The organism is Pantoea sp. LS15, assembly GCF_012241585.1.
In the GTDB taxonomy this organism is placed as follows: domain Bacteria; phylum Pseudomonadota; class Gammaproteobacteria; order Enterobacterales; family Enterobacteriaceae; genus Enterobacter.
On record NZ_JAAVXA010000003.1, the window covers coordinates 153708 to 167912 of the forward strand.

The 14205-nt window shown below is 50.8% G+C and carries 12 protein-coding genes; 9 read left to right on the forward strand and 3 right to left on the reverse strand.

Going from position 1 to position 14205, the window contains the following annotated elements; translation table 11 throughout:
- Positions 1-3: 3 nt before the first annotated feature.
- The 3 genes from cyoA to HED65_RS06630 all read right to left on the reverse strand — a co-directional run bounded on the left by cyoA (position 4) and on the right by HED65_RS06630 (position 3529).
- Positions 4-951 (reverse strand): cytochrome o ubiquinol oxidase subunit II, encoded by a 948-nt coding sequence (gene cyoA, locus HED65_RS06620; RefSeq protein ID WP_049007496.1) that lies wholly within the window; start codon positions 949-951, stop codon positions 4-6.
- Between the two features lie 478 nt (positions 952-1429).
- Complete coding sequence (gene ampG, locus HED65_RS06625; RefSeq protein WP_114977930.1) at positions 1430-2905, reverse strand: muropeptide MFS transporter AmpG; 1476 nt, start codon at positions 2903-2905, stop codon at positions 1430-1432.
- A gap of 45 nt (positions 2906-2950) precedes the next feature.
- The gene (locus HED65_RS06630) at positions 2951-3529 is read right to left on the reverse strand and encodes a lipoprotein (RefSeq protein ID WP_114977931.1); all 579 of its coding nucleotides are present in this window, start codon (positions 3527-3529) and stop codon (positions 2951-2953) included.
- Between the two features lie 305 nt (positions 3530-3834).
- Between HED65_RS06630 and bolA the strand changes: the two genes are divergently transcribed.
- The 9 genes from bolA (at position 3835) to HED65_RS06675 (ending at position 14187) form a co-directional block, all read left to right on the forward strand.
- Entirely contained in the window at positions 3835-4152 is a 318-nt protein-coding gene (gene bolA, locus HED65_RS06635; RefSeq protein ID WP_013095855.1) for a transcriptional regulator BolA, read from the forward strand.
- A gap of 330 nt (positions 4153-4482) precedes the next feature.
- Complete coding sequence (gene tig / locus HED65_RS06640; protein WP_028017642.1) at positions 4483-5781, forward strand: trigger factor; 1299 nt, start codon at positions 4483-4485, stop codon at positions 5779-5781.
- Between the two features lie 260 nt (positions 5782-6041).
- On the forward strand, positions 6042-6665 hold the full coding sequence (gene clpP, locus HED65_RS06645; protein WP_020885210.1) for an ATP-dependent Clp endopeptidase proteolytic subunit ClpP: 624 nt from the start codon (positions 6042-6044) through the stop codon (positions 6663-6665).
- 127 nt (positions 6666-6792) lie between these two features.
- On the forward strand, positions 6793-8067 hold the full coding sequence (gene clpX, locus HED65_RS06650; RefSeq protein ID WP_080328063.1) for an ATP-dependent protease ATP-binding subunit ClpX: 1275 nt from the start codon (positions 6793-6795) through the stop codon (positions 8065-8067).
- A 183-nt stretch (positions 8068-8250) separates the two neighbouring features.
- Positions 8251-10605 (forward strand): endopeptidase La, encoded by a 2355-nt coding sequence (gene lon / locus HED65_RS06655; RefSeq protein ID WP_114977933.1) that lies wholly within the window; start codon positions 8251-8253, stop codon positions 10603-10605.
- Between the two features lie 210 nt (positions 10606-10815).
- On the forward strand, positions 10816-11088 hold the full coding sequence (gene hupB, locus HED65_RS06660) for a nucleoid-associated protein HU-beta (RefSeq protein WP_002444653.1): 273 nt from the start codon (positions 10816-10818) through the stop codon (positions 11086-11088).
- Between the two features lie 212 nt (positions 11089-11300).
- Entirely contained in the window at positions 11301-13172 is a 1872-nt protein-coding gene (gene ppiD, locus HED65_RS06665) for a peptidylprolyl isomerase (protein WP_114977934.1), read from the forward strand.
- Between the two features lie 148 nt (positions 13173-13320).
- On the forward strand, positions 13321-13689 hold the full coding sequence (locus HED65_RS06670) for a helix-hairpin-helix domain-containing protein (protein WP_114977935.1): 369 nt from the start codon (positions 13321-13323) through the stop codon (positions 13687-13689).
- Positions 13690-13788: 99 nt separating this feature from the next.
- On the forward strand, positions 13789-14187 hold the full coding sequence (locus tag HED65_RS06675; protein ID WP_114977936.1) for a YbgC/FadM family acyl-CoA thioesterase: 399 nt from the start codon (positions 13789-13791) through the stop codon (positions 14185-14187).
- Positions 14188-14205 lie beyond the last annotated feature (18 nt).

The window sequence follows — 14205 nt, forward strand, 5'->3', positions numbered from 1 at the left end:
CCCTTAGTGAGCGGTTTCCGCGTGGCTCATGTCCATGCCTTCCATACCTTCGTGCGCGCTGTGCTCGCCTTCTGGCTGGGACATGTTCATGCTCTTACCGTGATCCATAAATTTGCCAATAACGTCTTTGAACAAATCTGGTTTCACGTTAGAGAAGTACTCCACCTTGTTGTATTCGCTAGGTGCAGCCACTTTATCGAACGCCGCCATGTCAGACATGGTGTTTTGAGACTGTTTCGCTTTTTCAACCCACTGGTCGAAAGCGGCACGGTCTGGCGTCGCAATAGCTTTGAACTTCATACCTGAGAAGCCCGGACCGCTATAGCTGGCGGAGATACCATCATAGGTGCCTGCTTCATTGGCAATCAGGTGCAGGTTAGTCTGCATACCGGCCATCGCGTAAATCTGGCTACCCAGACGCGGGATGAAGAAGGAGTTCATTACGGAGTTGGAGGTCACTTTGAACTGAACCGGAGTGTTCGCCGGGAAGGCGATTTCATTCACGGTAGCAATGCCCTGTTCCGGATAGATGAAGAACCATTTCCAGTCCATGGAGACCACTTCGATGGTAATCGGTTTTTCATCATGAACCAGCGGTTTGCTTGGTTCGAGGGAGTGAGTGGTTTTCCAGGTCAGTACGGCAAGGAACAGGATGATCAGAATAGGCACTGTCCAGACCACAGCTTCCACTTTATTGGAGTGTGACCAGTTAGGGCTATACTTCGCATCTTTATTGCTCGCACGATACTTCCAGGCGAAACCAACAGCCATCAAAACGGCAGGAATAACCACAATCAACATCAGGCCAAAAGCCGTCAATATCAGTGAACGTTGTTCCAGTCCAATCTGCCCTTTGGGGTCTAGTAGTGCAGAATCGCAGCCACTGAGTAATACAGTGCCCGCGAATAATGACAACCATCCCAAACTTTTATTGTATTTCCCGAGTCTCATTTAACGACCTCAATTCCACGGAGTCTGGTGGCGTTTAAAGTGTGCGGGCATTTTACGGGAAGGTTACATTACTGTAAACATCATTAGGGCTGTGTCAGGAAGGTGTTACCGGGTTCTGCCGCACGTGTCACAAGTGTTGCAAATTATGTCGGTTTTTATGACCGAAGCCGCATGGCAAGGGCTTTATAACGAAAGGACCCCCAAGCATACCCTAAAAGGGGCAATTGGTATAACCATTGTTAAAAATAAACAAAAAATTAACAATTAATTATCAATAAAGAGACATATAAAAAACGAAAAATCAAACTCTCTTATGCTGAATCGGTTAATGAAAAATAGCGTTTTGGAACAGGCTCCAATAATTTCCAAATTTTATCCCGCACAAAACAACAATTATTTTTTTCAGCGGTTGGCGGCTATTTCACCGTTATAATTTCGTTTAGTGATTACAACGGGAAATAACCTTTCGCATTTCTCTTCAGGTCATCTGCGTTTTACGCAGAGCCATGAAATCGAGTAGACCCCCGATCAGGATCCCGGCGACAGCCAGCAGGGCTCCGGCATCCAGCAGAAGGGTATCAAGGGGAAGTGCCAGAGAGGTACTGGCATTAATAATGAGCACCACAAGCCAGAGCACCAACGCGAAGCAACCCGCCATTAACAGACGTAACGCGAAACGGTAAGCCCGGTGATATTCAGTGCGCGGCATAAAGTGTTCTGTCCGTTGGGTGTATTCCAGCGTCTGGCGACAGACCAGTAACAATAAAATACCCGGCACGGCAGCCACCACGGAGAAGAGATAAAACGTCGGCCAGCCGTGGGCTTCTACAAACCAGCCTGCAATCGGCCCAACATACACGCGGCCAACAGCAGAGAGCGCCGAGAGCAGAGCGAATTGCGTTGCGGAAAAGGATTTGTTGCACAGGGTCATCAGCAGCGCGACAAATGCTGCTGTACCCATACCGCCACAGAGATTTTCAAAGAACACCGCTGCGGCCATGCTGATCATATGTTTATCGGTAATCGACAGCAGCCAGTAGCCTGCGTTGGAGGCCCCCTGAAGAATGCCGAAGATCAGCAGCGCACGGAACAACGTCAGACGCTGCATTAATACGCCGCCGTAAAGTGCGCCGACAATGGTTGCAAACAACCCGAGCGTTTTGTTCACCACGCCCACTTCCCCCGCATCAAAACCCACACCACGAATGAGGAAGGTGGTGGTCAGGCTCATCGCAAAGGCATCGCCCAGCTTATAAAGGACGATAAGCAGCAGGATCAGCCAGGCATTGTTACGGCCAAAGAAATCACGTAGCGGTTCGGCGACGGCCTGTTCCAGCGATCGTGGTACCGGGATCACATCGCTGGGTTCGGGGGCGAACAGTGTTGCAATAATGCAGGGGATCAGCAGGGCAGCCATCAGCCAGTACATACCCTGCCAGCCGAGGTAGCGGTCGGCCAGCCACAATGCCAGGCCACCAGAAACCAGCATCCCGAGGCGATAGCCCAGCACGCTGATGGCCGCACCGGCTCCGCGTTCTTCCGCAGGCAACACGTCCGTCTTCCAGGCATCAAACACAATATCCTGGGAGGCGGAACAGAAGGCGATTACCACCGCAAGGGCGGCCATCCAGCGAAGTTGTGTTGACGGTTCCAGGAAGCCCATGGCGGCAATGGCCAGCAGCAGCAGCACCTGCGTCATAACCAGCCAGCCGCGACGGCGGCCGAGGAACGGTGGGGTGTAGCGATCCATCACCGGCGACCACAGGAACTTAAAGACATACGCCTGGCCGACGAGTGAGAAGAAGCCAATAGTTTTGAGATCGATATTCTCGACCGTCATCCACGCCTGAAGCGTGCCGGAGGTGAGCGCGAGCGGTAAACCGGAGGCAAATCCAAGGATCAGCAGAATGGCTGATTTGGGTTGCTGGAAAATGCGTAAGTAATGACTGGACATGTTCTTAAAAACTGACCCGGCGAAATACCGGGTCAGTCAGCAGGATTAACGCGCGTTCTGCTTGATGAAGTCGTGAATGCTGGTGTCCTGCGCCATATCGGAGATGGTATCGGTCAGCACGCTGTTCACCGCGTTAGCAATGTTCTGATTAGAGGCCTGGAACGCACCTTCTACGGAGTAGCTGGCGCGATAGTTTTTGGTCATCTTGTTGCCGTTCTTCGCGGTGGCGATGATGGCGATATCAGCTTTGGTGGCGATGTTGTAGCGAACGTTACCCTGGGAAACATCAGCGTACAGGTTGTTGACGATGATCTGCAGATCAACTGCACCGCTTGGGCCAATCATGTAGCCACGGGAAGTCATCTGTTTCTCCAGCACTTCCTGCAGCAGGAAGCGCAGGTCACGGGAAGCGGTCAACGTCACCAGTTGATTGTCGCGGGTCACTTTCGCCAGGGCCTGATCCTGACGCTGATCAGCACCGTTGATGCTCACGGTAACGCCCATCAGACTTGGATCCTGCTGAGGCAGCGTAATTTTTGGTGAGACATCAATGGTGGTTGGCGGGGTAGCGCAGCCTGCCAGCATAAAAAGGGCTACCAACGGAAAGAAGAGTTTTTTTAACATTTTCGGGTTCTCAACGAATCGTAAGCATATAGAGAGAAAAATTGCCGCCATCATAACATCGCTAACGGCCAGGGGAAGTGGTCAACGCATGTAAATTCATCGCCTTGTCTGAAAACTGACCAGCTTACTCTTTTTCTCAACCTTTGAATGACAAAACGTATGAGCCTCACAGTAAACTTCATTCGTTTGAATGAGAAAATCAGACGAAAGCTAAATATTTGTTGTCAAGGTGTAATGGAAACGGTAAAAGCGGCTAATATTTAAAGGGATGGGTGACATCCTGGCGTTGTCGGAGGAGTAATTTCATGATGATACGTGAGCAGATAGAAGATAAATTAAGGGCAGCGTTCAACCCTGTGTTCCTCGAAGTCGTCGACGAAAGCTATCGTCATAACGTGCCGGCAGGTTCTGAAAGCCACTTTAAAGTGGTTCTGGTTAGCGATCGCTTCACGGGAGAACGTTTCCTGAACCGACACCGCTTGATCTACAGCACCTTGACGGAAGAACTCTCCACAACCGTACATGCGCTGGCATTGCATACCTACACCATTAAGGAATGGGAAGGCTTGCAGGATACGGTTTTCGCATCGCCGCCGTGCCGCGGTGCTGGCACCATCGCCTGATAAATCGGATTTGCAACGGCTGGAGCTTTTCCAGTATGTTGCTTAAAGATTTCCTCAAAACGGCCTCCGGGCCGTTTTGTTTTGTCTGAGTTTTGAGCGGATGGAGCGATTTTAAGGCTAAAAATAGCCTTAAAGTGTGAAAAAAGCCGCAGCAACATGCCCCAACCGTTCTCGACTCACCTAAGTGATGCCGCTATAATGCCGCGTCTTATTGAATGTCTTCGGGATGATTCTGGCGACAGGGAATGTGAATCTGCACTAAGAGAGCATCCCGGTATAACAGACAGATTCAGAGTTGACCGAGCACTGTGATTTTTTTGAGGTAACAAGATGCAAGTTTCAGTTGAAACCACTCAAGGCCTTGGCCGCCGTGTAACGATTACTATCGCTGCTGACAGCATCGAAACTGCTGTGAAAAGCGAGCTGGTCAACGTAGCAAAAAAAGTACGTATTGACGGCTTCCGTAAGGGCAAAGTACCAATGAATGTTGTTGCTCAGCGTTATGGCGCTTCCGTGCGTCAGGATGTGCTGGGTGAACTGATGAGCCGTAACTTTATTGATGCGATCATCAAAGAAAAAATCAATCCGGCCGGCGCGCCGAACTACGTTCCAGGCGAATACAAACTGGGCGAAGACTTCACCTACTCCGTAGAGTTCGAAGTATATCCAGAAGTTGAGCTTAAAGGTCTGGAATCAATCGAAGTTGAAAAACCGATTGTGTCCGTGACTGACGAAGATGTTGACGGCATGCTGGACACCCTGCGTAAGCAGCAGGCGAACTGGAAAGAGAAAGAAGGTGCTGTTGACGCGGAAGACCGTGTGACCATCGACTTCACCGGTTCTGTAGACGGCGAAGAGTTCGAAGGCGGTAAAGCGTCTGACTTCGTACTGGCAATGGGCCAGGGTCGTATGATCCCAGGCTTCGAAGACGGTATCAAAGGCCACAAGGCTGGCGAAGAGTTCACTATTGATGTGACCTTCCCTGAAGAGTACCACGCTGAAAACCTGAAAGGTAAAGCGGCCAAGTTCGTTATCAATCTGAAGAAAGTCGAAGAGCGCGAACTGCCAGAACTGACTGAAGAATTCATCAAACGTTTCGGCGTTGAAGATGGTTCTGTAGCGGGTCTGCGTACTGAAGTGCGTAAAAACATGGAACGCGAGCTGAACGGCGCTGTGCGTAACCGTGTGAAATCTCAGGCGATCGAAGGTCTGGTGAAAGCGAACGACATCGACGTTCCAGCTGCCCTGATCGACAGCGAAATCGACGTACTGCGCCGTCAGGCTGCACAGCGTTTCGGTGGCAACCAGCAGCAAGCGATGGAACTGCCACGCGAGCTGTTCGAAGAGCAAGCGAAACGCCGCGTTGTTGTTGGCCTGCTGCTGGGCGAAGTAATTCGTACCCACGAGCTGAAAGCTGACGAAGAGCGTGTGAAAGGCCTGATCGAAGAGATGGCGTCTGCATACGAAGATCCATCAGAAGTTATCGAGTTCTACGGTAAAAACAAAGAACTGATGGACAACATGCGCAATGTCGCACTGGAAGAGCAGGCTGTTGAAGCGGTACTGGCGAAAGCTAAAGTGTCCGAAAAAGCGACCTCTTTCAACGAACTGATGAACCAGCAGGCGTAATTTAGCCCCAAAGGTTTAAAGTTTGAACAAAAAACCCGTTGCCTTGTGGCAGCGGGTTTTTTTTATCACACCAATAGCCCAGGAAGAGTGCTAAAACGCCCTTTCAGTGTTAGCGTAACAACAAAAGGTTGTTATGCTTGAAATAGGGCACAGTGAACCCCATAAGTGTGTAATCACGATGAATGAGACTGGCTGATAATCCGTCCGTAAGGTTACAATCAGTACAGCAGGTGTTTTCAATTTTGATCCAGGAGACGGAAATGTCATACAGTGGCGAACGAGATAACTTTGCACCCCATATGGCGCTGGTGCCAATGGTTATTGAACAGACCTCACGTGGTGAGCGTTCTTTTGATATCTATTCCCGTCTGCTCAAGGAACGCGTTATCTTTCTGACCGGTCAGGTGGAAGACCACATGGCTAACCTGATCGTGGCGCAGATGCTGTTTCTGGAAGCGGAAAACCCGGAAAAAGACATTTACCTGTACATTAACTCCCCGGGTGGCGTGATTACGGCAGGTATGTCCATTTATGACACCATGCAATTCATCAAGCCTGATGTAAGCACTATCTGTATGGGTCAGGCTGCATCTATGGGCGCGTTCCTGTTAACTGCAGGGGCTAAAGGTAAGCGTTTCTGCTTACCTAATTCCCGCGTGATGATTCACCAGCCGCTGGGTGGTTACCAGGGGCAGGCGACGGATATTGAAATCCACGCCCGTGAAATTCTGAAAGTAAAAGCGCGCATGAATGAACTCATGGCGCAGCATACAGGTCAATCGCTTGAGCAGATCGAGCGCGATACCGAGCGCGATCGCTTCCTCTCTGCTTCAGAGGCAGTTGAGTACGGCTTAGTCGACTCCGTATTGACCCATCGTAATTGATGCCCGCGACGCGAGTGTGCCGCTATACTAAAGTAAGGCGGCACTTTGCCTGAGAGCAGCTTGCGTCTTAGAATGGCATTTGCGTCGTCATGTGCGGCACAAAGAACTTAAAAAGAGGTTTGGACTCATGACAGATAAACGCAAAGATGGTTCGGGCAAACTGCTGTACTGCTCTTTTTGCGGCAAAAGCCAGCATGAAGTGCGTAAACTGATTGCCGGGCCGTCCGTGTATATCTGCGACGAATGTGTCGATTTATGTAACGACATCATTCGCGAAGAGATTAAAGAAGTTGCGCCACACCGTGAACGTAGTGCGCTGCCAACACCGCATGAAATTCGTCATCACCTTGACGACTATGTCATCGGTCAGGAGCAGGCCAAGAAAGTGCTGGCGGTAGCGGTATATAACCACTACAAACGTCTGCGTAACGGTGATACCAGCAATGGCGTAGAACTGGGTAAAAGTAACATTTTGCTGATCGGCCCAACCGGTTCCGGTAAAACACTGCTGGCTGAAACCCTGGCGCGTCTGCTGGATGTTCCGTTCACTATGGCGGATGCCACCACCCTGACCGAAGCGGGTTATGTGGGTGAGGATGTAGAAAACATCATCCAGAAACTGCTGCAGAAGTGCGATTACGACGTACAGAAAGCCCAGCGCGGGATTGTTTACATCGATGAGATCGACAAGATTTCTCGTAAATCTGACAACCCGTCGATTACCCGTGATGTGTCGGGTGAAGGCGTACAGCAGGCACTGCTGAAGCTGATCGAAGGGACTGTTGCCGCCGTTCCGCCACAGGGAGGTCGTAAACATCCGCAGCAGGAGTTCCTGCAGGTTGATACGTCTAAGATCCTGTTCATCTGTGGTGGTGCGTTTGCCGGTCTGGATAAAGTCATTTCTCACCGTGTTGAAACCGGCTCCGGCATTGGTTTTGGCGCGACGGTGAAGGCGAAGTCAGAGAAAGCCAACGAAGGTGAACTGCTGTCGCAGGTTGAACCAGAAGATCTGATTAAATTCGGTCTGATTCCTGAATTCATTGGTCGTCTGCCGGTTGTGGCCACACTCAATGAGCTGAGCGAAGAGGCGCTGATCCAGATCCTGAAAGAGCCGAAAAATGCGCTGACTAAACAGTATCAGGCGCTGTTCAATCTGGAAGGCGTTGATCTGGAGTTCCGTGACGAAGCGCTGGATGCGATTGCTAAAAAAGCGATGATTCGTAAAACCGGTGCGCGTGGTCTGCGTTCTATCGTAGAAGCAGCGCTGCTGGATACCATGTACGATCTACCGTCGATGGAAGATGTCGAAAAAGTGGTTATCGACGAGTCTGTCATTAGCGGTCAAACCAAGCCGTTGCTGATTTACGGCAAACCGGAAGCGCAGCAGGCGTCTGGCGAATAATTCACCAAATCATACAAGCAGTTAATCAAAAAGGGGGGATTTTATCTCCCCTTTACTTTTTCCGTAATCATGGCGTTGAATGTGTGGGAAACATCCCCATATACTGGATACATGTTAATGGTTGTGTGAAGTACTGTTACATGACCAGCTTACCTGGCGGACACTAAACTAAGAGAGAGCTCTATGAATCCTGAGCGTTCTGAACGCATTGAAATCCCCGTATTGCCGTTGCGCGATGTGGTGGTTTATCCGCACATGGTCATACCCTTATTTGTAGGGCGGGAAAAATCTATCCGTTGCCTTGAAGCCGCCATGGATCATGATAAAAAAATCATGCTGGTGGCGCAGAAGGAAGCATCAACGGATGAGCCGGGTGTAAACGATCTTTTCACCGTCGGGACCGTGGCCTCTATTTTGCAGATGCTGAAGCTGCCTGACGGCACCGTGAAGGTGCTGGTAGAAGGCCTGCAGCGTGCGCGTATCACCACTCTGTCTGACAATGGCGAACATTTCTCTGCGAAGGCAGAGTACCTTGATTCGCCTCAGCTTGATGAACGCGAGCAGGAAGTGCTCGTACGCACCGCGATTAGCCAGTTTGAAGGCTATATCAAGCTGAACAAGAAAATCCCACCAGAAGTGCTGACGTCGCTGAACAGCATCGACGATCCTGCTCGTCTGGCGGACACCATCGCTGCACATATGCCGCTGAAACTGGCTGACAAACAGTCCGTGCTGGAAATGTCCGACGTTAATGAGCGTCTGGAATATCTGATGGCGATGATGGAGTCAGAAATCGATCTGCTGCAGGTTGAGAAGCGTATTCGCAACCGCGTGAAAAAGCAGATGGAGAAATCTCAGCGTGAGTACTATCTGAATGAGCAAATGAAAGCCATTCAGAAAGAACTGGGTGAGATGGACGACGCGCCGGACGAAAACGAAGCGTTGAAGCGCAAGATCGACGCGGCGAAGATGCCAAAAGAGGCAAAAGAGAAAGCGGAAGCGGAACTGCAGAAGCTGAAAATGATGTCTCCGATGTCAGCTGAAGCGACCGTCGTACGTGGCTACATTGAGTGGATGGTGCAAGTTCCGTGGAACGCCCGCAGCAAGGTCAAAAAAGATCTGCGTCAGGCCCAGGAAATCCTCGATACTGACCACTACGGCCTGGAACGCGTGAAAGACCGTATTCTTGAGTACCTCGCGGTACAAAGCCGTGTAAACAAAATCAAAGGCCCAATTCTGTGCCTGGTAGGACCTCCTGGTGTGGGTAAAACCTCTTTGGGTCAGTCCATCGCCAAGGCGACCGGGCGTAAGTACATCCGCATGGCGCTGGGTGGTGTACGCGATGAAGCGGAAATCCGCGGTCACCGTCGTACCTACATCGGTTCTATGCCGGGTAAACTGATCCAGAAGATGGCGAAAGTGGGCGTTAAAAACCCGCTGTTCCTGCTTGATGAGATCGACAAAATGTCATCGGACATGCGTGGTGATCCTGCGTCCGCGCTGCTGGAAGTGCTTGATCCGGAACAGAACGTGGCATTCAGCGATCACTACCTGGAAGTGGATTACGACCTGAGTGACGTGATGTTTGTTGCAACGTCGAACTCCATGAACATTCCGGCCCCGTTGCTGGACCGTATGGAAGTGATCCGTCTCTCCGGCTACACCGAAGATGAGAAGCTGAACATCGCTAAACAGCACCTGCTGCCGAAACAGATTGAGCGTAACGCGCTGAAAGCCAACGAGCTGACCGTAGAGGACAGCGCGATTATTGGCATCATCCGTTACTACACCCGTGAAGCGGGCGTGCGTAGCCTTGAGCGTGAAATCTCTAAACTGTGCCGTAAGGCGGTGAAACAGCTGCTGCTGGATAAGAGCCTGAAACACATTGTGATTAACGGCGACAATCTGCATGCCTATCTCGGCGTTCAGCGTTTCGACTATGGTCGCGCTGACAACGAAAACCGCGTGGGTCAGGTAACGGGTCTGGCATGGACGGAAGTGGGTGGCGATCTGCTGACCATCGAAACCGCCTGTGTACCGGGTAAAGGTAAGCTGACCTACACCGGCTCTCTGGGTGAAGTGATGCAGGAATCCATTCAGGCTGCATTGACTGTGGTACGTGCGCGCGCGGAGAAGCTGGGTATCAACCCGGATTTCTACGAAAAACGCGACATCCACGTGCACGTTCCTGAAGGCGCGACGCCGAAAGATGGCCCAAGCGCAGGTATTGCCATGTGTACCGCCCTGGTCTCCTGTCTGACAGGTAACCCGGTGCGTGCCGATGTGGCGATGACCGGTGAAATCACCCTGCGTGGTCAGGTACTGCCAATCGGTGGATTAAAAGAAAAACTGCTGGCTGCACATCGTGGTGGGATCAAAACGGTATTGATTCCTTACGAGAATAAACGCGATCTGGAAGATATTCCGGACAACGTAATTGCTGATCTGCAGATCCATCCGGTTAAACGCATTGAGGAAGTTCTTAGTCTCGCACTGCAGAATGAACCCTCCGGAATGCAGGTTGTAACCGCAAAATAGTGACCTCGCGCAAAGAGCGTCAATAAAAACAAGGCTGGTAAGTCATTTCGCACTTGCCAGCCTTTTTTTGTATAGCTAATTTAGATTGCTGATTGGGCCAGCCATCAACAACGGGTGTTGTAAGGTCATGGCAGGCCTGATATAACTGCTGCGCGGTCGCGTTGTGAAGGACTCAGGCGCGATATAAATTATAAAGAGAGGAAGAGAACAGTGAATAAATCTCAACTGATTGACAAAATTGCTGCTGGTGCTGATATTTCTAAGGCTGCAGCTGGACGTGCGTTAGATGCATTAATTGCTTCTGTTACTGAATCTCTGCAGGCTGGGGACGACGTTGCACTGGTAGGCTTCGGTACTTTTGCTGTTAAAGAGCGTGCTGCCCGTACTGGCCGCAACCCTCAGACCGGTAAAGAGATCACCATTGCTGCTGCTAAAGTGCCGGGTTTCCGTGCAGGTAAAGCGCTGAAAGACGCAGTAAACTGATTGCTTTCCCGATTCAGGGAAGCTGAATAGTACAAGGGCGCATCATTTGATGTGCCTTTTTTGTTTGTCCAGACCTGATTTGTGCGAGTTTATGCGAGTTGTGGGCTGACAATCGCCCCGTTTTCTTGTCACAATACGACCTTACGCGCGACGGGCAGGATTTTCCGTCAGCGTCAGGTAACCAGTCACCTACAGCGGAGTGTTGTTACACCATGATGGACAGCTTACGCACGGCTGCTAACAGTCTCGTGCTCAAGATTATTTTCGGTATCATTATCGTGTCGTTCATATTGACCGGCGTGAGCAGTTACCTTATTGGCGGTGGCGCAAACTATGCCGCAAAAGTGAATGGCCAGGAAATCAGCCGTGGTCAGTTCGAGAATGCTTTTGCCGGTGAACGTAACCGTATGCAGCAACAGCTGGGCGACCAATTCTCTGAACTGGCGGCGAACGAAGGGTATATGAAAACCCTGCGCCAACAGACACTGAACCGTCTTATCGACGAAGCGCTGCTGGATCAGTATGCCAAAAAACTGGGTCTGGGTATCAGTGATGAGCAGGTGAAAAAAGCCATCTTCTCCACGCAAGCCTTCCAGTCTAACGGCAAATTCGACAACGCACGTTACAACAGCATCGTTAATCAGATGGGCATGACTGCCGATCAATACGCTCAGGCTCTGCGTAATCAACTGACCACCCAGCAGCTCATCAATGCCGTTGTGGGCACCGATTTCATGCTCAAAGGTGAAACGGATGAACTGGCAGCATTAGTGTCGCAGCAGCGCGTTGTTCGTGAAGCGACCATTGATGTGAATGCTCTGGCGGCGAAACAGCAGGTGAGCGATGCTGACATTAATGCTTACTACGAGCAGAATAAGAATACATTTGTTTCTCCGGAGCAGTTCCGTGTGAGCTACATCAAGCTGGATGCCGCAGCGTTGCAGGAAACTGCGTCTGATACGGAAATCCAGTCTTACTACGATCAACATCAGGATCAGTTCACTCAGCCGCAGCGTAACCGCTACAGCGTGATCCAGACCAAAACTGAAGCAGATGCTAAGGCAGTTCTGGACGAACTGAACAAAGGTGCTGATTTCGCCACCCTCGCGAAAGCGAAATCCACCGATATTATCTCCGCGAAAAACGGCGGTGATATGGGCTGGCTGGAAGATGCAACGACCCCTGATGAGTTGAAAAATGCCGGTCTTAAAGACAAAGGCCAGCTCTCTGGCGTAATCAAGTCTTCCGTTGGTTTCCTGGTCGCGCGTCTGGACGATATTATCCCTGCGAAAACCAAGCCACTGGCTGAGGTTCGTGATGATATCGCGGCGAAAGTGAAGCAAGAGAAAGCGCTGGATGCCTACTACGCGCTGCAGCAGAAAGTGAGCGATGCAGCCAGCAATGACAACGAGTCTCTGGCAGGTGCAGAGCAGGCGGCTGGCGTGAAAGTGGTTGAGACGGGCTGGTTTGGTCGTGACAACCTGCCGGAAGAGCTGAATTTCAAACCGGTTTCTGATGCCATCTTCAACGGTGGTCTGGTGGGCGAAAATGGCACTCCTGGCAGTAACTCTGACATCATTACCGTCGACGGCGATCGTGCATTCGTTCTGCGTGTCAGCGAGCACAAACCAGAAGCGATTAAACCGCTGGCGGAAGTGAAGGATCAGGTTGTCGCCCAGGTTAAGCACAACAAAGCGGAACAGCAGGCAAAACTGGATGCTGAGAAGTTTCTGGTTGATCTGAAAGCGGGTAAACAGGACGCGCTGAAAGCCGCTGGCCTGAGCTTCGGTGAGGCGAAAACGCTGAGCCGTACCGGCCAGGACCCAATCAGTCAGGCTGCGTTTGGTTTAACTCTGCCAGCAAAAGACAAGCCGAGCTTTGGTACCACAACGGATATGCAGGGTAATGTGGTTCTGCTGGCGCTGGATGAAGTGAAAGCTGGCACGATGCCAGAAGCGCAGAAGAAAGCGATGGTTCAGGGGATTACCCAGAACAACGCCCAGATTGCTTTCGAGGCGATGATGAGCAACCTGCGTAAAGAAGCCAAGATTAAGCTGGGCGATGTGATGACTCAGCAGCAATAATTACGTATCTGCTCGCAGATTTTCGTAACGCTCTGCAAAAACTAAAGGCCGCTTTCGCGGCCTTTTCCATTTCTGTTATCTGTCGTTTGTACCTGTTTTCCTGGGCGGCTATCGTGGCGTGGCTGTCAACAAACAAGGAGATAACAGCATGAAATGTGGAATTAAAGTACTGCTCATTACACTGATTATTGCCACCACCGGGATGAGCGCTGGCGCGCTGGCTGCAAAAGCACAGGGCGTACAAAGCCAGGCAGAGACACCAGCACAAACGAATGCTCCCGCCAAAACAACAGAGAGTAACAAAGCGACTGACAATGATGGCTCGCGAGTCAGCATCAATTCGGCATCAGCAGAGGATATCGCTCGTGTGATGAATGGGGTTGGGCTGAAAAAGGCGCAGGCCATCGTCAGCTACCGCGAAGAATATGGCCCCTTTAAAACGATCGACGACCTGAAGCAAGTCCCTGGGATGGGTAGCTCACTGGTTGAGCGCAATCTCTCACACCTGACGTTGTAAACAAGCAATTTCTTGCACTGCGGCAAAAATTTGCCAGGATAATGAGGTCATACCAGTTGTGACCTCTAATCCTATAACAACACTAAAGGCTATTGCGCTATGCAGACAAAAATCAAAGTTCGCGGTTTCCATCTTGATATATACCAGCATGTCAATAACGCCCGCTATCTTGAGTTTCTTGAGGAGGCTCGCTGGGACGGTCTGGAAAACAGCGAAAGTTTTCAATGGCTGACTGCGCACAACATCGCGTTCGTGGTCGTCAATATTAATATTAACTACCGTCGCCCTGCCGTACTGGGGGATGTGCTGACTGTCACCAGCCAGGTACAGCAGCTAAACGGGAAGAGTGGCGTGTTAAGTCAGGTGGTGACGCTGGATCCCGAGGGACAGGTGGTGGCTGATGCTCTCATTACCTTTGTCTGTATTGATCTTAAAACCCAGAAAGCGCTACCGCTGGAAGGAGAGTTGCGTGAAAAGCTGGAGCAGATGATTGTGTAAAATTTTTGTCTTTTATAA

Bases quoted from the DNA above. Each gene is read 5' to 3' on its own strand.
- cyoA (WP_049007496.1), bottom strand. From the start codon at position 951: ATGAGACTCGGGAAATACAATAAAAGTTTGGGATGGTTGTCATTATTC.
- ampG (WP_114977930.1), bottom strand. From the start codon at position 2,905: ATGTCCAGTCATTACTTACGCATTTTCCAGCAACCCAAATCAGCCATT.
- HED65_RS06630 (WP_114977931.1), bottom strand. From the start codon at position 3,529: ATGTTAAAAAAACTCTTCTTTCCGTTGGTAGCCCTTTTTATGCTGGCA.
- bolA (WP_013095855.1), top strand. From the start codon at position 3,835: ATGATGATACGTGAGCAGATAGAAGATAAATTAAGGGCAGCGTTCAAC.
- tig (WP_028017642.1), top strand. From the start codon at position 4,483: ATGCAAGTTTCAGTTGAAACCACTCAAGGCCTTGGCCGCCGTGTAACG.
- clpP (WP_020885210.1), top strand. From the start codon at position 6,042: ATGTCATACAGTGGCGAACGAGATAACTTTGCACCCCATATGGCGCTG.
- clpX (WP_080328063.1), top strand. From the start codon at position 6,793: ATGACAGATAAACGCAAAGATGGTTCGGGCAAACTGCTGTACTGCTCT.
- lon (WP_114977933.1), top strand. From the start codon at position 8,251: ATGAATCCTGAGCGTTCTGAACGCATTGAAATCCCCGTATTGCCGTTG.
- ppiD (WP_114977934.1), top strand. From the start codon at position 11,301: ATGATGGACAGCTTACGCACGGCTGCTAACAGTCTCGTGCTCAAGATT.
- HED65_RS06670 (WP_114977935.1), top strand. From the start codon at position 13,321: ATGAAATGTGGAATTAAAGTACTGCTCATTACACTGATTATTGCCACC.
- HED65_RS06675 (WP_114977936.1), top strand. From the start codon at position 13,789: ATGCAGACAAAAATCAAAGTTCGCGGTTTCCATCTTGATATATACCAG.